20 protein-coding genes and 1 pseudogene are annotated in these 23,079 nt (G+C 60.8%); all 21 read right to left on the bottom strand.

Annotation, left to right across the window (positions count from 1 at the left end):
* Positions 1-278: 278 nt before the first annotated feature.
* A complete protein-coding gene (locus BE0216_RS00100) occupies positions 279-1,325 on the bottom strand; it encodes a LacI family DNA-binding transcriptional regulator (protein ID WP_094637132.1) in 1,047 nt (348 codons plus the stop codon).
* Between the two features lie 36 nt (positions 1,326-1,361).
* Positions 1,362-3,494, bottom strand: a complete 2,133-nt coding sequence (locus tag BE0216_RS00095; RefSeq protein ID WP_094637131.1) for a glycosyl hydrolase 115 family protein — start codon at positions 3,492-3,494, stop codon at positions 1,362-1,364.
* 48 nt (positions 3,495-3,542) lie between these two features.
* Positions 3,543-4,223, bottom strand: coding sequence for a DUF624 domain-containing protein (locus tag BE0216_RS00090; protein ID WP_094637130.1), 681 nt, complete (start codon positions 4,221-4,223; stop codon positions 3,543-3,545).
* A 110-nt stretch (positions 4,224-4,333) separates the two neighbouring features.
* A complete protein-coding gene (locus BE0216_RS00085) occupies positions 4,334-5,653 on the bottom strand; it encodes an ABC transporter substrate-binding protein (RefSeq protein WP_158217225.1) in 1,320 nt (439 codons plus the stop codon).
* A 136-nt stretch (positions 5,654-5,789) separates the two neighbouring features.
* On the bottom strand, positions 5,790-6,695 hold the full coding sequence (locus BE0216_RS00080) for a carbohydrate ABC transporter permease (RefSeq protein WP_226805649.1): 906 nt from the start codon (positions 6,693-6,695) through the stop codon (positions 5,790-5,792).
* On the bottom strand, positions 6,685-7,617 hold the full coding sequence (locus BE0216_RS00075; protein WP_211279938.1) for a carbohydrate ABC transporter permease: 933 nt from the start codon (positions 7,615-7,617) through the stop codon (positions 6,685-6,687). The genes BE0216_RS00080 and BE0216_RS00075 overlap by 11 nt, the downstream gene beginning before the upstream one ends.
* Positions 7,618-8,002: 385 nt before the next feature.
* A complete protein-coding gene (locus tag BE0216_RS00070) occupies positions 8,003-8,539 on the bottom strand; it encodes a hypothetical protein (RefSeq protein WP_193042819.1) in 537 nt (178 codons plus the stop codon).
* Positions 8,491-8,739 (bottom strand): hypothetical protein, encoded by a 249-nt coding sequence (locus BE0216_RS00065; protein WP_143249315.1) that lies wholly within the window; start codon positions 8,737-8,739, stop codon positions 8,491-8,493. The genes BE0216_RS00070 and BE0216_RS00065 overlap by 49 nt, the downstream gene beginning before the upstream one ends.
* Before the next feature lie 252 nt (positions 8,740-8,991).
* Positions 8,992-9,630 (bottom strand): RpiB/LacA/LacB family sugar-phosphate isomerase, encoded by a 639-nt coding sequence (locus tag BE0216_RS00060; RefSeq protein ID WP_094637127.1) that lies wholly within the window; start codon positions 9,628-9,630, stop codon positions 8,992-8,994.
* Positions 9,631-9,735: 105 nt separating this feature from the next.
* A complete protein-coding gene (locus tag BE0216_RS00055) occupies positions 9,736-10,542 on the bottom strand; it encodes a gluconate 5-dehydrogenase (protein ID WP_169714276.1) in 807 nt (268 codons plus the stop codon).
* A 101-nt stretch (positions 10,543-10,643) separates the two neighbouring features.
* Positions 10,644-11,789, bottom strand: coding sequence for a glycoside hydrolase family 88/105 protein (locus BE0216_RS00050; protein ID WP_094637126.1), 1,146 nt, complete (start codon positions 11,787-11,789; stop codon positions 10,644-10,646).
* Between the two features lie 57 nt (positions 11,790-11,846).
* Positions 11,847-13,454 carry an MFS transporter gene (locus tag BE0216_RS00045; protein WP_094637125.1) on the bottom strand — a complete coding sequence of 536 codons (1,608 nt, stop codon included), beginning with the start codon at positions 13,452-13,454 and terminating at the stop codon, positions 11,847-11,849.
* Between the two features lie 245 nt (positions 13,455-13,699).
* Positions 13,700-14,620: a substrate-binding domain-containing protein gene (locus BE0216_RS00040; RefSeq protein ID WP_094637124.1), complete on the bottom strand. Its 921-nt coding sequence runs from the start codon at positions 14,618-14,620 to the stop codon at positions 13,700-13,702.
* Positions 14,617-15,636 (bottom strand): LacI family DNA-binding transcriptional regulator, encoded by a 1,020-nt coding sequence (locus BE0216_RS00035; RefSeq protein ID WP_094637123.1) that lies wholly within the window; start codon positions 15,634-15,636, stop codon positions 14,617-14,619. Before BE0216_RS00035 ends, BE0216_RS00040 begins: the two co-directional genes overlap by 4 nt.
* A 109-nt stretch (positions 15,637-15,745) precedes the next feature.
* Positions 15,746-17,329 (bottom strand): glycoside hydrolase family 28 protein, encoded by a 1,584-nt coding sequence (locus tag BE0216_RS00030; protein ID WP_094637122.1) that lies wholly within the window; start codon positions 17,327-17,329, stop codon positions 15,746-15,748.
* Positions 17,320-18,729: a glucuronate isomerase gene (uxaC, locus tag BE0216_RS00025; protein ID WP_094637121.1), complete on the bottom strand. Its 1,410-nt coding sequence runs from the start codon at positions 18,727-18,729 to the stop codon at positions 17,320-17,322. Before uxaC ends, BE0216_RS00030 begins: the two co-directional genes overlap by 10 nt.
* A 127-nt stretch (positions 18,730-18,856) precedes the next feature.
* Positions 18,857-19,858, bottom strand: a complete 1,002-nt coding sequence (locus BE0216_RS00020) for a LacI family DNA-binding transcriptional regulator (protein WP_094637120.1) — start codon at positions 19,856-19,858, stop codon at positions 18,857-18,859.
* A 201-nt stretch (positions 19,859-20,059) separates the two neighbouring features.
* Complete coding sequence (locus BE0216_RS12060) at positions 20,060-20,563, bottom strand: mannitol dehydrogenase family protein (protein ID WP_264299037.1); 504 nt, start codon at positions 20,561-20,563, stop codon at positions 20,060-20,062.
* Positions 20,497-21,504 (bottom strand): mannitol dehydrogenase family protein, encoded by a 1,008-nt coding sequence (locus BE0216_RS00015; RefSeq protein WP_264299036.1) that lies wholly within the window; start codon positions 21,502-21,504, stop codon positions 20,497-20,499. Before BE0216_RS00015 ends, BE0216_RS12060 begins: the two co-directional genes overlap by 67 nt.
* 174 nt (positions 21,505-21,678) lie before the next feature.
* Entirely contained in the window at positions 21,679-22,200 is a 522-nt protein-coding gene (locus BE0216_RS12055; protein ID WP_193042818.1) for a glycosyl hydrolase family 28 protein, read from the bottom strand.
* Between the two features lie 70 nt (positions 22,201-22,270).
* A pseudogene (locus tag BE0216_RS12160) lies at positions 22,271-22,552 on the bottom strand (hypothetical protein); the annotation flags it as partial.
* Positions 22,553-23,079: the final 527 nt, after the last annotated feature.

The following is a 23,079-nucleotide window of genomic DNA, read 5'->3' as shown; positions in this document are numbered from 1 at the left end:
TGCTCCAGGCTTCATGGCCCGGTTTCTCGAAATAAACCACCAGCTGGTACTCGCATTCCGGCATCAAGCCAGTGACGGCGAGTAAGCATGGTTGCCACGCGTTGCGATGACACCATCCACCATAACCATGTACCGGGCTCCCGATTCAACGCGTCCCGGCTGATCCCAAACACGGTGAACATGGTACCGGTAGCGCATACTTCGAGCATGCCTGTCTGTCGGAATGCCGATTAGTCACAGCCATCGCTCCGCACCACTGGTAGTGATGGCCGTGACAGTCAGTCGTCTTCACCTCGAAAATCGACGGTGGTGTCCCTGGTAGTGACGTGATCTGTTTTGACGGTCATGATGGATTGGGGTCGACTGGGATGCTCGATGCGATCGATCAGCATATGCACGGCTTGTATTGAAATCTCCCGTGGACGCTGTGAAAGGTTCGAAGGCTGCAGACTAAACGAGTCAATTTTGGAATCCGGACAGAGACTCACCAGTGTCAGGTCGCGCCCCGGAATCAGGTTATGTCTTACTAAAGCATCCATGCATGCTTTGGTGGAGCGCGGCTGGCGCGTGACCACAGCCAGCCGGTTGTGGATATTCTCGCCGACCATCTCCATCGCTGACTGTTCATGGTCTCGATCGAACGGTATGGCATCGAATGACATGCCATGATCAGAGCAACGCTTCCGTAGCGACTCATACATACTTTGATACGAGATGTAGCTGCTGTTCTCTAAAGGATTTTCATCCAAGAACACCACGGTGCGATGCCCGAACCCGGCCAAATAGTCCGCAATGATTGCGCCGGCGCTTTCATAGTCGAAATAGATGACGTCCAACCCGTGCGCGTCATCGGGCTTGCCGAAGACCACTGTAGGCAGGCCGATCTGGGCAGCCACAGGGATACGCTCGTCATGCCGCTTGATATCCATCAGGATGAATCCATCGCAGATATTGCGTCCGTCCATGCGGCGCAGGCTGTCCGGATCGGCCTTGGTGGTGTTCAGGATGACGTCATAACCTTGCCGATAGGCCTCTTCGATGATGGAGGTCAGATACGGCGCCACATCCGATGCATCCGATTCGTAATCCAATCGTTCGATAAGGGTGATGAGATTCGTGCGTTGGGTGCGCAACGTACGGGCGCTGGAGTTCGGGTGGTAGTCGAGCGTCGCCATCGCTGCTTCGATGCGCGCCCGAGCGTCTTTTGACACCGGCCTGCTGCCGTTCATGTAATACGATACCGTGCTTTGCGCCACACCGGCCAGCTTGGCGACGTCTTTGCTGGTCGCTTTTCCTCGTATTCCGGTCGGAACCACAGTGCTCATATCACACCCTCTCAGTCGATACGTATCAGTCACATTCTAGTCAACACACCGGTATATATCCCCAATTCTGTCATCCTCCCATTTGACGAGCATAGCGTCGAATAGCTCGTCGTTGGTCAGATGGTTTTCGAGGTTGAGCAATGTGGTGACCTTCGCCTCCTCACGGCTGTAGATAAAGTCTCGCTGCCATTGGTAGAAATAAGGACCGTCGCCCATGGCGCGCAGGAACGACATAAGACCGGATACGACCCAAGCGCTCTGCGCCACATCAGTCAGACACTCGTTGGCGTAAAAGCCCCGCCATTTGCCATGCTCACGCGACAGCATCGCCTCACGAGCCCGCTGGAACTCCCTGCGGGCCAATCCCGCATGCCAGAACGCCCGTTGCCAATCGGATTCCAGGCCTTCACGCAACGCCTCGCACACCAAATGGGTGGCCGTACAGCAGTGGGCGTAGATGAGTGTATGCAAAGCGATAGAGTCGTTGAACAACCTCGCCCCATGTTCCGTCATGCCAGCTGAGGCCACGACATTGCGTTCCGCTAACTCCGCGTATTGACGCATACCTATGACAGACGCTTTGTCGATGATGACTATCTGATCGATCAACGACCGATCGCCGGTAGCCCACAGCAGATCGGAGCAGACGGATGTGCGATCGTGCATGAATTGGGTGATCAATTCGCGCGGACCATAATTAAAATACTGTTCTGCCGCGTGTTCATCCCACTGCTCGCCATAAGGCACAGCCGCGTCAAAATACGCTTGGTAGGCCTCGGCCACTGCCCGCGCGTCGGGCTCGCCATAATAGGTGGTCGCGAAATCCTGCGCATGCTGGTCGACAATGGATTGGCATACAGATTCGATGGCATCCCGCGTGCAATCAGTGTCGGCGGATGCCGCCAGCGCTGGCATACCCTCGCGCCACAACCGGGCCATCAGATCAAGGTAGTACGCGTGGGGTTTAACATTCGACGAGTTGACGATCCAGAACGCGTCACCTCCACAGGCCAGCACAGCACCCAATTCGCGGACGATATGCACCGGCTGATTAGGCAGAGTGGTGATATGGTTGGCAGCCTGCAGATCGTAGAACGACGCATGATAGTAGATGCCTTGCGCGCCATCGTCGTCCGGGTTGGGCATGGCGTCGATACGCGGATTGTGGTTGCCTTGACGACGGGTGACCATACGTCCGAATCCATTGTCAGACCAAATTTTGATCACATCGTCCGGCAGATCGAGTACGCCCTGACGATATAGTTCCAGCGTCTCGCCATATAGATAGACGCAGCAACGCGCGTCAGGATCTGATTCCAACACCATCTTCCGCTGGATTCGGATGATCTCACTCATCAGTGCACCGCGCTTGTCATCGGTATCGTAGGAGGGATCCGAACACCAGAACGGCTCATCACCTTGACCACGGAATCCCACGTTCCAGATCACATGCTGTCCGGCATGCGCGGACAATGATTCCTTCCACAACCCGATGAACAAGTCTTTATGCTCGTCCCATGAGGGTTTGAGATCGGGATAGACGGATGAGAACAGGCGCGCGCCCAACGGCTCGGCGTGATGCTGCGCAATCTTCAAGCCACGGGTCGTGGCCGCAACGGCATGTCGGGCGGAGTTGTTGCCTGTTCCGGGAATGACCATATTGCCGCCGCAGCGCAGCAGCGCCTCGAACACCATCTGCCATGGCAGGTCGGGATCGTTCTCCAGCTGCCATCCCATCAGCAGCACTTCGTCATTGACGAACCAACCACGTTCGGCGACGGCGAAGGGGCGCGACTCGAAACGGTAGTCGTCGGGCACCTCGACCGTGCCGACACGAGAGGGCTTCCAATCCATCCAGAACCACAGGTCAGGAACCCCCAACAGTTCACGGCTGATGTGGTACAGGCCATAGATGAAACCGAAATCATCGCCGGCCGCAACAACCAATTCTCGCCGGTTCGCAACGGACGAGACACGGAACATGCCTTCAGAGGGGAACTCAGCGTCAATAAATACGATATGTACGCTATTGGCCGTCATTTCACTTTCGTGCGGATCGTGCGTGGTTCCACACACCTCGGCCAGATCGCGACGCACGTCGGCGACCGCGGAGCATACCGACGATGAGCGCCCATCTGCCGCAATAACGGTGTTGGCATCAATCAACATGGCTATATCCTCATAACTTGGAAGAACATACGGATCGGAACGATTTCGTTATTTCAACACCAGAGCGGCCAGACTCTCTTTGGTCATCACCGCGCCCGCAATCCCAATCAAACTCAATCCGAACAGGGGAAAAACGGCAACCGTCCACGGCATCAATAGAAAAACCACCATCAGTATCACCGAATCGAACACCATGACCAGCAGACTGGATTGGAACCTCGCGATCACCAGCAGCACCGCATTACGCCATACCTGCGCGGGACGCAATGCAGTATTCGCGATCATCGCAAACAGGTATGCGCCTGCCACGAATCCCCATATCGCGAGTACGCCACAAACCCCCGCAAGTATAACGCCCGCAGTCAGGCCAGAATTCAGGTAGAATCGCACACCGATCATCGCAAGCAGCATGGCCGCACAATACGACGTCCCGACAGCATAGGCGCGCCTCCACAGTCTTTTCCAGGCGCACCAATAATCACGCCAGACGAACACCATGCGACGCCCGGCCACCATGCCCAACACGTCGGCCATCGCGGCCAACGCGACCGGGATTGTGATGATGGGAACGCAGGAGACGACGAACAGCACATTCAGCTTGACCAACGCCCATGGATACGCGCAGACAAGGTGACCAAACAAGCGGATGCCCGTCAGAGGTTTGGCATTGTTCTTTTGCAGGGAGGAACTCGACTCCGGTGGATTCACGATGCGTTCAGTGAGATTCATGATGCCATTCCTCCGCTGGCCTGGGTTCGACACGTTGACGTTCACGAATTGTTATTCAAGATGGCCTGAGGTGGAATCATGGTTGCCTGACCCCACCTCAGACGTCGTCATTAGGCGGATGCGATTGCGGTGTTGATCTCGCTGATCATGGCCTTGGCGGCATCGGCGGCCGACTGCTCTCCGAACATCACCTTCTGGTTGTAGCGGGCGATGATCTTGTCGAGGTCGGAGGCACCGTTAGGTGTGATGGCCGGAGCATCGCCGAGAGTGTCCTCGATTTGGGAGGGGAAATCCAACGCTTGCTTATCAGTGCCGGTGGAAGTCTCGGCGAGAGATTCGCGAATCGTGTTGTTGGAGGGGATTCCGCGATCCGTGCCGAGGGTCTTGCCAGCCTCTTCGTTGTTCAGCAGATAATCGATCAGCATGGCGGCCTCGGCCGGATGCTCGGATTGAGAGGACACCGCCCAATACATGCCGGGTTTCAGGTAACCGTACTTATTGGAGGCATCATCGTTCGGCATAGGCACGAGGGTCATATTATCCGTGCCCGCCGCCTTGGCATAGGTGCTGATCTGAGTGGACTGCGTGAAGATCATCGCCTGCTTGTTGGTGGCGAAATCGGATTGGTCCACGGTTCCGGAAGACTGTTCAGCCTGATGGTCCGGCGTGCCGGCTATCGGATTGTCGCCATGAGTCCAGTCGTAGGACATCTGCAGATACGAGGCCAGCGTATCCTCCGAAATGGAGACCTCACCGTCCTCGAAGAGGTTCTCGCCTTGCTGGCGCGCCCACAGCTGCAGGCTCATGCCGTTGTTCAGCGGTGCGATGCCTACGGTCTCACCGTTCGAGGCCTGAACGACCTGTTCGGCGAACTCAATGAGGTCATCCCATGTCCATGCGGAGGTGTCCGGAACGGTCAATCCCAACTGTTCCACGACATCATTATTGATGACCACGCCGAAGGCGGTCGATGAAATCGGGGCGGCATACTGGACGCCATCCACCTTTCCCATATCCCTCAACGATTCGTCCATGCCATCGAGGCTCAAATACTCGGACGTCTTATCCAAATCAAACAGTGAACCCTGCGAAGCATATGAAGCAAGGTAGAGCTCGTCCATCTGCATCACATCCGGAGCGTTTTTGCCGGCGTTTTCAGTGGCTAATTTGTCCCAGTATCCTGACCAGTCGTTGTACGTGGTCTCAACCTCAATATTGGAGTGTTCTGCTTCGAACGCTTCAATGGCGTCTTCGGTGATCTGCACTCGCGTGTCGGAACCCCACCAACTGATACGAATGGTGACGGCCTCGTCCGACGCCTTCACCTCGGCATCGCCTGTGGCGGACGTGCCGCCTGCGCATCCCGCCAAAGTCATCGATGCTACCGCTACAATCGCGGTGGCGCTAATCCACTTCTTCATGGACTTCATGGTTAACTCCTTTGTTGTTGTCGGCATTCGCCGGTTACTTCTTCGAACGCCTCAAAACGTTCATTGCCTGCGATATCGAAATTTGAGGAACAAAGCCTTTTCCAGCTTGTCTTCAGCTACTTCTTCCTCCCTTACCTCACTTTCCTCCGGTGGTGGCGATGCCTTCGACCAGATACTTCTGTCCGAAGCAGAACACGATGAACAGCGGGATGATGGACAGCACGCTCATGGCGAACATCGGGCCGTAACTCGACTGGCTCGTCGCATCGATGAAGTTCCTCAGCGCAATCGGCACCGTGTATTTGGCCGGGTCGGTCAGATAGATCAACTGGCTGAAGAAGTCGTTGAACGTCCACATGAATGTGAACACAACGGTGGTGCCGATGGCCGGTTTCATCAGCGGCAGCAGCACCTGAAAGAAAATCCGAATATGTCCAGCACCGTCAATTTTGGCGGCTTCATCGAGGTCCCGCGGAAGTCCACGGATGAACTGGTAGAACAGGAATGTGAAGAAACCATCCATCGCCAGGAATTTCGGCAAGATCAGCGGCACATACGTGTTGATCAACCCCAAGTTGTTCCAGATGATGTACTGCGGAATAATCACCACATGCACGGGAATCATGAGCATCAACAGCATAAATCCGAACATCAAGCCCCGGAATTTGAAGTTGAGTCGAGCGAAGGCATAGGCCGCCATCGAGCAGGTGAGGACGTTGCCCACGATTGCGAAGGCTACGATGATGAACGAGTTGAGGAAGTATCTGCCGAAACTGTAACTCAGCGCGTTCCAGCCGTCCACATAATTGTGCCATTGAGGATCGGAAACCCACAGCCCCATATTGGTGAAGATCTCGGATGGCTTCCTCAGACTTGAAGCCACCATCCACAGGATGGGGTACAGCATGATCAGCGCGAAGGCGAGCACCACCAGTTGCTTGACCACCTGCAGGATGATCCTGCGAATCTTATGCTCCTCTTTTCGGACGGGAATCGACGCAGCCGAAACGGCGTTAACAGTGGTTGTCGCATTAGTCATCATAGTGCACCCAATACTTCGAAAGGACGAAATTGATTACGGTCAGCGCGGCAACGATGACCACGAGAATCCATGCCATGGCGGCGGCATATCCCATCTTCATCGAACCGAAGCCTTGCATATACAGATAAAGCGTGTAGAACAAGGTCGCATCGTTGGGGCCGCCGGTGCCTCCGGAAACGACGAACGCTTGAGTGAAGGTCTGGAAGCTGTTGATGATGCTTATCACCAAATTGAAGAAGATGATCGGGCTGAGCATCGGCAAGGTGATGGACACAAACTGACGCCACTTTCCCGCGCCGTCAACGCTTGCGGCCTCATACAGCTCTCGTGGTATTTGGCGAAGTCCTGCAAGGAAAATCACCATGGGCGAGCCAAATTGCCAGATATGCAATACCATAAGCGTGCCGTTGGCGGTGGCGGTGTTTGCGATCCACGACTGGGTGACTTCCAATCCAAACAATCCCAAAGCCTGATTGAACAGACCCTCGGAGCCGAACACCATCTTCCACAACACCGCGATAGCTACAGAGCCTCCCAGCATGGAGGGCAGATAGAAGGCCGATCGGTAGAACGTCAAACCTCTCATTCCCCGATCAAGTACCACGGCCAGAGCGAGGGCGACGATCAGCTGCAGCGGTACCGAAATGATCACATAGCTGAACGTGACCTTCAAGGATTGGATATACCGTGTGTCCTGAAACAAGGTTGCGTAGTTCTGCAGACCGACGAATTTCGGACTGGTCAACATGTTGTACTTGGTCAACGACAGATAAAGCGAGACTATCATGGGAACGAGGGTCAGACATATCGCTCCAATAAGCCAAGGAGCCAGAAAACCCAAAGCAGCCCGGGTATCGGTGGCCTTGTCTTTGGACTTACCTCGATTCTTAAGCAAAACGGCGAATTCGCTTGCTGCGCTCACGACTCGTCCCCCTTTCGGCAGACGCCGCCACGACTGACAAAGCCACGACGGGCGCGATATTGGAATCGCGCGGAATGATCCTGTTTCATCGATTTCCTTTCCCTGAGCAGCTTCTTCGCCGCTTCCAGAAACGACCAGTGATCCTTCAGATCTGATCGCGCTTGTTATTGTCGATACGTATTTACTCGATACGTATTTACTAGAATATCGACGTTTCCCATCGATGCAAGTTTGGCGTGTCGCAACCACTGACGATTCCACGGAGCCGTCGTCAACGAGGACGACCCTCGACGAGTCGATCATCGCGGTCCCCTGGCACATGAACGGCGACCGTTATGCCATCGACTTCCCATGGAAGTCCAGCGCAGTGATTTCACAAATGAGATCAGCGCAAACCTTCTATTACGAAGGAAATCTTCTCGCCCAACACCGGCGTATAGAACCGGTCGATGGCCGGAAAATTAGGGTGGGTGCCACTCGGTTGCGTGTCCGGTTGACTATAGGTAATGGTTTCAGGGGTTCCAGGCAGACCGTCACAACCCAGAGCGTCAAAAGAATATCGTTCCCGGTCCGCAGTCCGGCGGGTGTCAAGATCAGAGTCCGCCCACACATCGGCCACAGCGACATTCCATTTAGAGCACGCCCCCAACGCCAGTCGGCGGGCTGTCAGCTGATCATCATAGCTTTGGCCACCGTTGCGATGCACAGCCAGATAGATGATTGGCACGCTCGGCCAATGACGACGAAATTCAGCGATGGTTGACTCGAAACAACCAGCATAGGTATCCGAATCAAAGCACGCCGGATCGAATTCATCCAGCGCGGTTAACGAGCCGGGATTCTCACGAATAAAACCTTGATGCACATCGTTTGTCAAACCATCGAACACGATGATGTCGGGCTCGGGAGCATCCGCCGGCACCTCATCGATCTGGGTTTTAATCTGTCCCCCAGATCGGCGTTGTGTAATTCAGTACAACAGATGGTGGCACCATTGCGGGCCATCTTGATCACTCGACAGCCGCCAATCGACGCGGCGGCACGTTCCACGCTGCCTTGCTGCGGATAGGCATGACCGTTGACAATGCTGTCTCCGAACGCATAGATAACCGTTTCAGACATACCAGGAGCCCTCCTTTGGGAGCGAGACTCACGGCACACAACCATCTTGGCACAGCCGTGAACAACACAGTCGGAAGTCTATCACCGGCGAACCTGCGACGAAACCGCAGAACCGCAGCCATGGCATTGGATAACTAAGACCGACGTCCATTTTCAACGCCCCATCTCAAATCCATACAATCTCCCCTAAAAGCATGGAAAGGCCGTACGGACTCAATAGACCGCACGGCCGGCAAACCGAATGAGAAGGAGTCATCCAACTAGCGACAGCACATAGTCCTTGATCTCGCCGTCGGCCGCGTGGGCGGAGAAGAGCTCCTTGAAACGCGCTCCGGCGAACGCGCCTTTGACCAGTTCGGGGTCGAGGGCCTTGTAGATGTCGACCAGCGGCTTGAAGGCGGCTTCGCGCACGCCGTCGAGGATCTTCTTGTTGCGCTGTTCCGGAACCACACGGTCCTTGGGATAGCCGGAGCCCGGCGCCTCGAGCCACATCTGTTCGAAGATGTACTTGAGTTGGAGTTCCTGCCCCCAGCCGTTCTTCAGGGCGAAGGGGATGGCCATGGCGTTGCCGTCGTTGATCTGCGCGAAGGTGTAGGCGTCGAGCGGGTCCTCGACGTGCCCGCAGATCACGCCCGGGAAGGAGTTGAGGGCGAGCATGGCGCCTTCGCCGGTGCCGCAGCCGGTGACCACGAAGTCGGCCGCGCCGGTGTTGAGCAGGGCCGCGGCGAGGATGCCGTTCTGCACGTAGGTGAGTTGGGCGTCGTCGTCGGCCGCGTACATGCCGTAGTTGTCGACTTCGAATCCCTTCTCGTCGGCGACCTTCTTCAGGGCCTCGTAGATCAGACCGTTCTTGGCGGCCTGGGAATTCTCATTGATCAAAGCGATGCGCATCGGTTGTTTTCCTTTGCTGTTGAAATTATCCAATTGTCTATCCGGTAAATCGCGCGGTGACGTGTGCGACTTCAAGGCGCTCCGTCACCGCGCGATTTACTTCGATCAGGCGGGCTGCTTGCCGATATAAGCCAGAATGCCGCCGTCCACATACAGCACGTGTCCGTTGACGAAGTCGGAGGCGTCGGAGGCGAGGAACACGGCGGGGCCCTGCAGATCCTCGGTGGTGCCCCAACGGGCGGCCGGCGTCTTGGCGATGATGAACTGGTCGAAGGGATGGCGCGATCCGTCGGCCTGAAGCTCACGCAAAGGCGCGGTCTGCGGGGTGGCGATATAGCCCGGTCCGATGGCGTTGCATTGGATGTTGGCCTCGCCGTATTCGGAGCAGATGTTGCGGGTGAGCATTTTCAAACCGCCCTTGGCCGCCGCGTAGGCGGAGACGGTTTCGCGGCCGAGCTCGCTCATCATAGAGCAGATGTTGATGATTTTGCCGTGGCCTTTGGCGATCATGCCGGGGATGACGGCTTTGGAGACGATGAAGGGGGCGTTGAGGTCGACGTCGATGACTTTGCGCCAGTCCTCGACGGGCATGTCGAGCATGGGGACGCGCTTGATGATGCCCGCGTTGTTGACCAGAATGTCGACGGTGCCCAGATCGCGCTCGATATCGGCGACGAGTCGGGCGACCTGCTCCTCGTCGGTGACGTCGGCCACATAGCCGCGGGCGTCGATGCCGGCTTCGGCATAGGCCTGTTTGCCCCGCTCCAAAGCCTCCTCGTTGATGTCGTTGAACGCGATCTTCGCGCCCGCCGCGGCGAAGGCCGAGGCGATGGCGAAGCCGATGCCGTAGGAGGCGCCGGTGACCAGCGCCACCTTGCCCTCCAACGAGAACCTGCCCATATCGAATGTCATGTCATCCGTCCTTTCTGTGCCGTCATCCGCGACGGCCGTTGATGTTGTATTGAAGCCGAACGAGTCGCTCAGACCAAATTGGTTGCATGCTGTTGCCAGCGTCAGCGCTTGCCGCGCTCATGCCGCAGCACCTCGATGTACGCGAGGACGAGCGGCGCGACGCCCTTGGCGTCGTTGCGAACCTTGGGCTCCCTCATGTAGTAGTCGAAGGTGCCTTCTCGGTGTTCGGTGTTGCCCAGGCCGGCGACCAGACAGATGTTGTCGAGTGTGAGGCGTCCGCCTTCCTCGTTCATGCAGGTGTCGCAGATGCCCTTGTAGGCCTTGTATCCGTAATCCCAGTAGCGTTCGTCGAGCACGCCCAGACGCGCGCCTTTCATGATCGCGTTGGCGAAGATGGCCGATCCGGAGGTCTCCAGATAGTTCGGCGCGATGCGGCCCAGATTGATCACCTGATGCCACATGCCGGTTTTCTCGTCCTGATAGGGCAGCATGGCGTCGACCAGCTCGCTGAACATGCGGCGCATCGTGTCCTTCTCGGCGCTCATATTGGCCGGAAGCAGCTCCCACGTGTCGATCAGCGCCATCGCGAACCATCCTTCGGCGCGCAGCCAGAAGTTGGACGACAGTCCGGTGACCGGATCGCACCAGAAGTCCTTGCGCGACGAATCGTAGGCATGGTAGTACAGTCCGTTGCGCTCGTTGCGCATCAGATCGTGCACCACCTGGAACTGGTGGAAGGAGTCGGAGCAGGCGCGTCCGTCGCGGTAGCTCAGCTCGTACTGCACGTAGAAAGGCTGGGCCATGTACAGACCGTCCAGCCACACCTGGTTGGGGTAGATGAGCTTGTGCCAGAAGTTGCCTTCCTTGGTGCGCGGCTGGCCTTCGAGCTGGCCGTAGATCACGTCCATGGCCTTGCGGTACTTGGTTTTGCCGGTGATGTTGTACAGTCCATACAGCGTCTTGCCGGCGTTGATGTTGTCGAGATTGTATTCAAGCGGGTCATAGCTGGCGATCATGCCGTCGTCGTCGACGAAGTAGTCGATGAACCGGTCCGCGAAGTCGAGGTAGACGTCTTTGCCGGTGATCTCGTTGAGTTCGATCAGCGCCTTGATCATGCAGCCGTCGATGTAGTTCCACGTGTTCGGTTTGCCGGCGCGAATCTTCTCGATGTTCCACGCGGGCGCCTCCGGCGTCGAGGTCTCGATGAGCTGCTGGATGTAGGTGTTGAGGATGCGTGAGCTTCCCATGGTTCTCCTTGTCGCGGGAAAGGCCGCCCTCTCGCGCGGAGGACGGCCTTCGATATGTTACTTGCCGAAGTTCAGCGCCTTGCGCTCCGGCAGTTCGGCCTTGATGCGGGCGAGCTCCTCGGGCGTGTGGTAGCCGACGGTGTTGTGTCCGAAGCAGATCTCGTACTGGACGCCGGTGAGCTCCTCGCAGATGCGCTTGACCTCGGGGTCGACGTCCTCCATGCGGCCGCCGTTCTTGATGCGCTCGCATTCCGCGATGGCGATCTCGTCGTTCTTCTTGTCCATCTTCATCAGATGGGCGGAGAGCATGCCGAGCAGGGACAGGCCGCCCACGCCGATGACGAGCACCAGCAGGATGGTGGTGTGCACGGCGGCCGGCTGGTCGGCGGCGGCCACCTGGTTGTCGGCGGTGGATTCGATGAATCCGGCGGCGGCCAGCGCGGTGCCGAGGATGGCGACGACGGCGGAGTTCATCAGCTTGCCGCACAGGTGCATGGCGGCGGAGAAGGTGCCCTCGCGGCGGCGGCCGGTGACGATCTCGTCGGCGTCGGCCACGAACAGGTACGTCTGCCATGGGATGTAGTAGACGGCGCCGGTGCCCAGACCGAACACGACCACGATGGAGGTGATGGCGACCATGCCGGCGGCGGACGAGGCGTCCAGATGGAAGAATCCGCAGGCCGCGTAGGCGATGGCGCAGGTGATGATCACGCATTCGGCGATGATGTAGGGCTTCCTGAAGCCGATCTTCGCGATGAGGAACATGACGCCGAGCGTGGAGACGACCTGCAGGATGGGGCTGAGCGACTGCCACCAGGAGGCGTTGGACTTCTGGAGCATGAGCACGTAGACCACGTAGTAGCTGAAGGTGGAGTTGAACAGCCATTCCGCGCCGAAGCCGAAGAGGTACATGCCCAGCAGGTGGCGGAAGGTGCGGATGCGCAGGGTGGAGAAGATGTCGACGAACAGCTTCTTCAGGGCTTCGAGCGGGTTGTCGACCTTCTCCATGGTGGTGTCGTCGACGGGACGCTCCCATGTGGTCAGGTACACGAACAGCATGGCACCGGCCATGATGACGCCGAATGCCAGGCCCATGTAGAAGAACGCCATCGGGTTCTTCTCGCCGAAGGTCACGAAGAACACGCCGGGCAGCGCCGCGGTCAGGAAGTTGGCGCCTTTGCCGAAGATGGAGCGCAGGCCGGACAGATAGGTGCGTTCCTTGAAGTCGCCGGTCATCTCGGCGGGCAGCGCGTCGTAGGGGATCATCACGGTGGTGTAGATGAGGTTGTACACCAGATAGATCACGAAGTAGTACCAGAATCCTCCGGGAACCACGATCCACATCAGCGGGTTGAGGATGCCCAGGGCCGGCACGGCCATGAGGATGAAGAAGCGGCGGCGGCCGAAACGACGGCCGAGTTTGGTGTTGTTGAAGGAATCGGAGATGAATCCGGCGATGGGGTTCATGACCACATCGGCGATCAGGGCGAACGAGTAGATGAACGTCGCCTGGGCCATGCTCAGACCGCAGTAGGTGGTGTAGAAGATCGTCAGCCATGAGGCCGAGATCGCGAGCGCGCCCGATCCGACGAGATTGCCGGACCCATATCCGAGACGGGTGAGGAATCCCACCTTGCGCTGTTGCGGAACCGCTTGTTCAGCCATGCTTCCCTCCTTGGAGGCCTGATCGGCGCGGCTGCGATGCCATTGGCGTCGATCGTGACAGGAATGATATTCGGCGCAACACACATACTTTGTATGTTGCATTAATTTCAGCTTAATACGCAACATTTGCGCAACAGCCCAAGACGATAGGATTATTGATATATCAACCATCTCAGCCGCGTGTCATCCGCGCTCAGCAAATGATGGCAACAACTTTGTTGCGTTCTTGTTGCACCATCTGTTTCTTAGCGCGTCGTACCGCGCAACACGATCATCGATTCGCGCTGGAACCGCACCGCCTCGACGTCGTATCCGGCGGCGCGTTCGTGGATACGCCGGGAAAGCAGGTCGACGGCGGCGGACGCGATCCATGTGATGTTGGAATCCACGGAGGTCAGCGGAGGAACCATGCGTTCGCCTTCGAAGGTGTTGTCGAATCCCACGACCTGCACCTCGCGGGGCACGTCACGGCCGAGCATCTTCATCGCGAACAGCGCGCCGATGGCCAGTTGGTCGTTCAATGCGACGATGCCGTCGAACGGCGCGTCCGCACGGGCCAGACGCATCATCGTCTCATAGCCGGCGCCGATGGTCCATTCGTTCCCCGTCACGCCTATCAGCGCCGGATCCAAGGCGACGCCATGCGTCTCGCATGCTTCGAGCACTCCGCGCACGCGCTCCCAGCCGCGCGTGGTCTCGCGCGTCGCGTCCACGGCGACGCCGTCGAAGGCGGCCTGCGCCCCCAGCAGCACAAGTCTGCGGCTGCCGGCGGAGATGAGCAGTTCGGTCGCGTTGCGCGCGTCGGCCACATTGTCGGCCAACACCTGGTCGGCCATGCCGTAGGTCTGGCGGCGCGGCCCCATGCACACCACGGGGAACGGCTGCGTGAGCGCCCGCTCGCTCAGGGTGTCGTCGCCCACGAGATACAGCAGCAGGCCATCGCACGGCCCATGCCGGGTGTCGAGATATTCCTCGGCGCTCAGTCCCCATTCGTCCTGGTAGACGACCATATCCACCCGCCAGCCATGCGAGCGGGCCTCGGCGATCACCGTGGAAGCGAGCTGGGCGCGGTAGGGGCGTGATATCGAGGGCATGGCGAGCGTGATCAGACCTTCGACCCGGTCCAAAGGCCCCACGGTTGACTGCATCATCTGTGCGTTGTTCATGTCCGTCGCCTTTCGTTGCGCTCCGCGGTGCCGACGCTGCCACGCAGCACCAGCGAGGACGGCACCGTCACATAGGCGTCGCGAAGGGACTCGTCATCCCCCGCCCCCTCAAGCCGGCGCATCAGCAGACGTGCCGCGGACGAGCCCAGCGCGTCGGCGGACATGCGCACGCTGGTCAACGCCGGGGTCGCCGCCCGGGCCGAGACGTTGTCGTTGAATCCGATGATCGCGTAGTCGTGGGGCGCTTCGTATCCCCGTTCGCGCATGCCGGCCATGAATCCCAACGCCATCATGTCGTTATAGGCGATCACCGCGCCGGTGGGATCCTCGAGATATTTGCCGACGAAGGCCCGTCCGCCCTCGAAGGTGGGGTCGCCGGGCCACAGATGACGCACGGCGAGTTCGTGCTCGTCGCAGGCGGATTCCAACGTTTTGAGACGGTAGGCCGCGTCCTTGGCGAAGCCCGGGCCGGCCAGATAGGTGACGCGCTCGTAGCCGCGCACGGCGAACAGGCTCATGGCCTGGCCGATACCCGCCGTCAGATCCACGACCACACACCCCACTCCCCTGATCTGCCGGTCCATCACCACCAACGGCAGACGGTCGGCGTACTCGCGTATCTGCGCGTTCTGCATCCGCGATGAGAACAGCAGCGCGCCATCACAGTTCCTCAGCACCCCGTCGAGCGCCATACGCTCCCAGGAGACGCTGCCGCGCGATTCGGCGACCACCAGGGAGAACCCATGTCCGAAGCATTCATGCTCCACGGCGTGCGTGACGGCGGCGCAATACGAATCGGTCAGATCGGGCACGACGATGCCGAGCAGACGCCTCAGCGCCGGCGAAGGGGCGGCGGCCTCGTCGCCGGGCATCTGGTATCCGAGGCGTTCGGCTATTTCGAAGATGCGTCGCGTCGTCTCCGAACTCACCCGCTCGGTGGCGCTCAACGCACGCGAAACCGTCGAGGGCGCCACTCCGGCCGCTTTGGCGACGTCGCGTATCGTGACCTTCTTCATGGGCAGCCTCCCGCAATGCTTCACGTGTTGGGCGTTCTTCGCCGACCGGCGTCGCCAACCAGTCTAGGCCATGCCGCCGGCCCGCGAAAGCCTGGGGCAGGTGCCGCCATCATTCGACGACGTCGATATTCGACGGCAGCACCGCATCCCCCTCCTGCCCTTCGATGTCCACGTCGTCGAGCACCAGACAGGAGACGTTCTGGGCGATGATGCCCTGACGCGTCATCTCCTCCACACCGCACGCCATGGCGGGCAGGAAGGGCTGGGCGTCGGGCGCGAAGGTGACGTGCACGTGGTGGAAGGCCACGCGTCCGATCTTGCTTTCCGGCAGGCCGGTGATATAGGCCGCCGCGGCATGGCAGTTCGTGGCCTCGATATTGCGGAACGACAGTGACGCCACATTCGGCGTGCCGTCGTCGACGGGCAAGGGTCCGCGGTTCTGCACGTAATCGCTGGTGCCGTCCGCGTCGCAGTAGTAGAACGAGTTGACGACGAAGGGCACCTTCACCTCGTCCATCACGATATGGTCGAATTGGATCGCCTCATACACGCTGTCGCGTCCGCGCCCGCGCCTCGTTTTGATGCGCAGGCCGCGGTCGGTGCGTTCGAACAGGCAGTCGCGGGCGATCAGGCCTTTGATGCCGCCGGCCGCTTCGGAGCCGAGCACGATGGAGCCATGCCCGTCGTGCATATGGCACTGCTCGATCACCAGATTGCGGCATGCGGGGCGCAGTTCCTTCGGCATGGCGATTTTGCCGGATTTGACGGCGATGCAGTCGTCGCCCACGGAGAAGTGGCATCCTTTGATCAGCACGTCGTCGCAGGATTCGGGGTTCAGCCCATCGGTGTTGGGCGAGACCTTGGGGCTTTCGATGGTGAGGTTCAGGAAGCGCAGGTTCCGGCTCAGCACCGGATGGATGTTCCAGCTGGGGCTGTTGCGCACCGTGACGCCGACCAAATCCACCCGTTCGCAGTCGGAGAGGAACACCATGCGCGGGCGTGTGGCGACGCGCATGCGCTTGGCCTCGTACCACCAGTTGTCCTCGTCGTCGTTGGCGCCGCCGTCGATGACGCCGCGGCCGTACACGGTCACGTCGTTCACGCCCAGCCCGGTGAGGATGCCGCAGAACATGGGGAAGGACTCGCCCTCCCATCGACCCAACGGAAGTTTGTCGCCGCCCGCGTAGCCGGCCCCGGGCTCGCCCTGCACGGTGCCGGGCAGATAGGCGAGGTTCTCGCGGTCATGCCGGGCGGCGATGGTGGCGCCTTCGGCCAGTTCGAGGGTCAGCCCGCTGGTGAGGAACAGGTTCTTCACCCGGTATTCGCCGGCCGGCACCAGCACGCGCCCGCCTCGGGGGCAGGCCATGATGGCGGCCTGCAGGCTGATGGTGTCGTCGCGCTCACCGTCGCCGGCCGCGCCGAAATCGCGCACGTCCAGCGTGAAGGTCTCCGGTTCGGTGACGAACACGGCGTTGGACGACTCCACGGTGCCGTCGGCGAGGTCTCGTTCGTAGCGCACGCGGTACGTGGTGTTCGGCTCGAGGCCGTCGAGATAGGTTTCGACCAGGTCGGTGGTTCCCCACAACCGGTCGTTGACGATGATGCGCCACTGGGTTCGGGTGCGGTACACCCCGCCGTCATCGGCTTCGACGACGGCGGCCCGCGCGCATTTCCAAACGATGCTCAGTCGCATAGGAACAGCTCCTTGGCGTTGTTGAACGAGACGTTCTCGACCAGCGGCGCGAGGTAGTCGACGTCGTTCGGCACCTCGCCCCGGGCGGCCCAGTCGCCGATCAGCTCGCACAGGATGCGGCGGAAGAACTCGTGCCGGGGGAAGCTCAGGAAGGAGCGGGAGTCGGTGGTCATGCCCACCGCGTTGCCCAGCAGCGAGGTTTCGGCCTGCACCTCCAGCTGCCGGCGGATGCCGGTGCGGGTGTCGTTGAACCACCAGGCGTTGCCCAGCGACAGCCGCTGCTTCATATCGCCTTGGAACGCGCCCATGACGGTGGCGATGGCCATGTAGTCGTTCGGGTTCAGCGAGTAGATGAGCATCTTCGGCACGTCGCCTCCGCGCGCGGCGGCGTCGAGCAGACGATACAGCGGTTCGGCGATGGAACGGTCGTTGATCGCGTCGTATCCGGTGTCGGCGCCGTGGATGCCGAATTCGCGGGTGTTGACGTTGCGCATGGCGTGCAGGTGGATCTGCATGGCCCATCCCTTGTCCGAGTACAGACGCATGAGTTGGACCATGAAGGCGGTGCGGTACTGCGACACCTCGAGCGCGGTCAGCTCCTTGCCGGCGCGCGCTTTGGCGAGGATCGCGTCGAGTTCGGCCGGCGTGGCCTCGTCGTAGGTCATCAGGTCGGCGGCATGGTCGGCCAGACGCGACCCGTGCTCGTGGAAGAAGTCGATGCGCCGGCTCATCGCGGCGATGAAGTCGTCGAACGAGGAGATGGTCGTGCCGCTGACGGCCTCAAGTCGCTCCACCCACTCGACGAAGCCCTCCTTGTCGGGGTTGAGGGCCTTGTCGGGGCGCATGGCGGGCAGCATGGCGAAGGTGTCGCCCTCACGCGCGAACTCCTCGTGGTAGTGCAGATCGTCGACCGGATCGTCGGTGGTGCACACCGTGTCCACATTCATGCGGCGCAGCAGGGACCTGCGGGAGAATTCCGGGGTGGCGAGCTTGGCGTTGCATTCGTCGAAGATGGCTTTGGCGCTTTTTTCGGTCAGCGTCTCCTCGATGCCGAAGTAGCGGCGCAGTTCCATATGCGTCCACAGATACACCGGGGAGCCGATCGCCTTGTCCATTGTGGTGGCGTAGGCGAGGAATTTCTCCCATGGATCGCCGTCTCCGGTGATCAGCGCTTCGGGCACGCCGTTGGCTCGCATCAGACGCCATTTGTAATGATCGCCGTAGTTGTTGCCGTCGGTGAGCCATGCGGCGACGATATCCGTGAAGCAGGGGTCTTCGACGATCTCCTCGGGATGCAGGTGGCAATGGTAGTCGACCACGGGCATGGTCGCGGCGTGGGCGTGGAACAGCTCTTGGGCCAGATCGGTGGTCAGCAGGTAGTCGTCGTCCAGAAAATTCATATGCACTCCTTCATGCTGGTTGCGTCGTGCCGTCAGCTTAAGGAGACGACGGCCGCTTACGCCCGTTTGTTGCCAAACGTTGTGGACGGGGTTCGCCGCCGGCCATATGGATGCCGACCGAACGGCGTCACGCGCCTTCCCCGCCCGGGCGGCGGGTGCTCTCGCGTATGATCAGCGAGGTGGGCACGGTGGTGATGTCCTGCGCGGGGCGCTCCCCTTTGAGCCGGTCGAAGAGGATGCGCGCCGCACGCGTGCCCATCAGGGCGGGCGACTGGCGGACCGTGGTCAACGTCGGCTGCGAGATCTGCCCGATCAGATCGTTGTCGAATCCCGCGATCGAATAATCCTGTGGGCAGTGCCTGCCCTGTCGCCGCATGGCGGCCATGAAGCCGACGGCCATCAGATCGTTGTGCGCCACGACCATGCCGGTGGGATCGTCGAGGTATTTTCCGGCGAAGGCGAAGCCGCCCTCCACCGTGGGAGCGCCCGGCCATAGTCTGCGCGCGGCGATCCCACGCGCCGCGCAGGCCTGCGAGACGGTATGCCAGCGGAATCCCACCGACCATGAGGTGGCGGGCCCGTCGAGATAGGTGACGCGGTCGAATCCCATGCGTTGGATATGGTCGGCGAGCTGTTCGACGCCGTCGTTGATGTCGATGACCACGCTGTCCACGCCGCGCACGATGCGGTTGGCCGAGACGATGGGCCGGGTCTGCGCGCATTTGCGGATCATCGCGTCGGGCATGCGCGACGAGGTGAGGATCGCGCCGTCGACCAGCGGGGCGATGCGGTCGAAGGCGGTGCGTTCCATGGAGGCGCTTTCGCGTGATTCGGCCACAATCAGCGCGTAGTCGTGCGTGTCGCATTCATGCTGCACGGCGCGGATCACGTCGGAGAGGAATTGGTTGGCGATATCGGGCACGATGACGGCGATGACGCCGCGGATGCCGCGCAGCGGCACGGTCTGCACCGGTTCGCTGTGGTAGCCCAGTCGGTTGGCCGCGTCGAAGATGATGGTGGCGGTGGCGGCGCTCACACGGTCGGGTCGGGCGAACGCGCGGGAGACGGTGGATGGGGATACGCCGGCCTCCCTCGCCACGTCGCGGATCGTCACCTTGCCCTCGCTCATGCGTATGCTCCCCTCCGCTCGCGCCTTGGTATGCCTCTGAGCATTCATCATAGCGGAAGAAGGCCATGAGGCCGCCACCCGTTGGCACCCGGGTGGCGGCCTCATTGGGAAGGAAGGAACACGCATGACGAAACGGGTTCCACGTTGTTCGAACGCGCGGGCTTTGGGCCGCCCATGCGGCCTAGAGCCCCACGCGTCGGCTCACGCCAACGGCGCGATCAGGGTTCTGATGCCTCCCGCGGCGATCGTCTCGACGTCGTCGGCGACCAGATCCGCCAATCCGTCGATGGCGGTGAGATCCTCGCCCCACAGGGCCGTGTCGGCGAGCGCCCGAACGACGGAGTCCCTTTCGGCGGTCGCGCCCGCCAGACGCGTCGTGACGTCATCGACATCGGCGACGGCGACCTCGACCGGGGCCAGCCGCGCGTAGGAGGCGATCAGGGCGGCGAGGGCGAGGGCGACGCGACGGGGCACGCCACGCCCCTGCTCCACATTGCGGTGCACGATGGGCAGCAGGCGCGCGGTGAACTTCGCCACGGAATTCAAGGCGATGGAGTCGAGCGAATGCTTGACGAAGGGGTTGCGGAACCGTTCGAGCACGGCGTCGGCGAAGCCTTCGAGCTCGTCCTCGGGCAGGGTCAGCACGGGGATGATCTCCTCGCGCATCTCGCGTTCGATGAAGGAGCGCAGCTCGTCGTCGTCCATGACCTCGCCCACGGAGCCAAGGCCCGCCAGTCGCGCGACCTGGGCCATGGTGGTGTGGGGCCGTTGAGCAGGAACACCTTGCGTTCGCGATAGGGACGCACCTGGTCGCAGGTCACCAGATCGATGCCGAGCCGTTTCGCCGGCAGCAGCCGCTCCACCGTGGCCTGGGACTCGGCGTCGCCGGCGATCACCCACAGGGCGAAGGGTTCGGCTTTGACCATGTTGTCGTCGCGGTAGCCGAGCTCCTCCCACAGCGCTTCGGCGTTGTCGCGCGGATATCCCGGAACGATGCGGTCGACCAGCGTGGAGACGAAGGTGTTCTCACGCTCGAGCCAGTCGACGAAATCCTCGCTCCAGCCGAAGCGGCGGGCGGTGTCCGTCAGGCAGCGCTTCAGGGCCGGGCCGTTGTCCTCGATCAGCTCGCAGGGTATGATCAGCAGTCCGCCGAGGCCCCGGTCGTAGCGGCGCTTGAGCAGTTGCGCCAGTTTGGCCGGATAGCTTTTCGGCGGCTTGGCGTCCGGCGCGTCCTCGTCGCTGAGCGCGATGCCCGCTTCGGTGGTGTTGGAGACGACAATTTTCAGGTCGGGGTTGTCCGCCAGGGCGAGATAGCCCTCCCAATCCTCATACATGTCGACGGTGGCGCCGATGGAGTCGATCAGCTCGCGGCTGCGGACCTCCCGGCCGTCCTTGATGCCTTCGAGCATCACCGTGTACAGGCGGTCCTGCGCCTCGAGCTCCTTGACGCGCCCGCGCTCCAACGGTTGGACGATCGCGACATTGCCGTCGAACAGCCCCTCGTCGTTCAGCCGCTGGATGATCCAGTCCACGAACGCGCGTAGGAAATTGCCTTCGCCGAACTGGACCACCTTGATCGGACGGTCCGCCGCCCGCGCCGTGGTCAGTCCGCGTTCGAGAGCCATGCCGGCATTGATGGGTTCCATATGAGTTCCTCGTTTCGCTGTGGCGTTCAATCAGGTCGGATCCCATCCGATACGATACGGCCGCGTGGCGTATCGGTTTGGGATTGATGCCCTCAAGGCTACGGCGAAACGAGTCGGGCCCGTCAACATGTTGCCATGGATTGCAGAGGCCGGCGGCGCCGCCCAGCCGTCCGTTCAAGCAGCGGCGGCCTTGAACGGTCGGCTGGGGTCGGTGACGGGATTGGAGGCGGCGTCGACGCGGTCGAACACCACTCCGGCGCAGTCGCATAGTTCGACGCGCCCGCAGCCGCCGTCCACACCGCCCAACGTCACGTCTTTGAACACGATGTCGCGGGCCTCATGGCCGGGTTTGTCGAATCCTTTGACCAGCACGGCCGTGCTGGGATACACGTCGTCCGCGGTCTCGCCCCAATAGCGTCCGAGCGCGTGCAGCCGTTCGAACCGGAAACGCTCGAAATACGGCTGGTCCGGTCCGCTTTCGCCGTCGTCGTTGTAGGAGACCGAATGGATGGTGACCGCCGCAACGGTCGAGTCGCGCACGCTGACGTCGCGCACGTATCCGCCGCGTTTGGCGGTGGCCTTGATATGGATGCCGTACCGCGAGCGCGCGAGGTCGACGTCCCAGATGCGCACGTCCTCGACGCCGCCCGAAATCTCCGAACCTATGGCGATGCCATGGCCGCCGAGGCGGAGCATGAGAATATCCGCACGCGGCGCGTGGCCGGTTGATGCGGTTGCCTTCCGGATTCTTGCCGGATTTGATGGCCACCATATCGTCGCCGGTGTCGAACGTCGTGTCGAACAGCACGCAGTCCTCGCTGGAATCGGGATCCCACCCGTCGCCGTTCCACACGCCACACGAGCGGATCATCGCCCCATGGGTGACGACGTGACGCGAATAGACGCAGTGGATGTTCCAGCCGGGCCCGTCCTCGAAGGCCAGTCCGGCAAGCTCGACGCGCTCGGCGTTGCAGATGGAAATCAAGCGGCCTCGGGCGCGGGCCGGAACGGTGTCCTCGTTCTCGCATGCGGCGATGTAGTCGGCCATGCCGTCGAGCTCTCCGCCCATCCGCACGCGTTCGCGGTCGATGGTGGCGCGCATCAGCCGGGCGCCGCCGCCGCGAATCGCCCCCTCCCCCGACAGCCGCACGTCATGGGTAGTGGGGCCCGCCGTATGGTCAAGCACGCCGATATTGACCAGGCTCGCATAGCATTCGCGCTCCACGCCTTCGAAGCGGCTCCATACGCGCGGCTCGTAATCACTTGGATCGACGCTTCCCTGCACAACTCCCCCGGCCTTCACATGCAGTTCGCTTTCCGAATGCATGGTCAGGGCCCCGGTGAGGAACACACCCGCGGGTATGACGACGCGGCTGGAGGCGTCGCAATCGTCGAGCGCCTGTTGGATGGCCCGCGTGTTCATCGTCACGCCGTCGCCAACGGCGTTGTATGGCGGGCGCGACACGTCGATGTCGCGTTTGACCGTTTCCGTGCGGAAGCTTCCTTCGGCGAGCCGGATCGCGCTCGCCCCTTCGGGAAAGCACGCGCGCAGCTCCACGTGGTAACGGCGATCGG

The organism is Bifidobacterium eulemuris (assembly GCF_014898155.1).
GTDB classification, from domain to species: Bacteria; Actinomycetota; Actinomycetes; order Actinomycetales; family Bifidobacteriaceae; genus Bifidobacterium; species Bifidobacterium eulemuris.
This window is presented reverse-complemented; position numbering and strand designations above follow the sequence as displayed.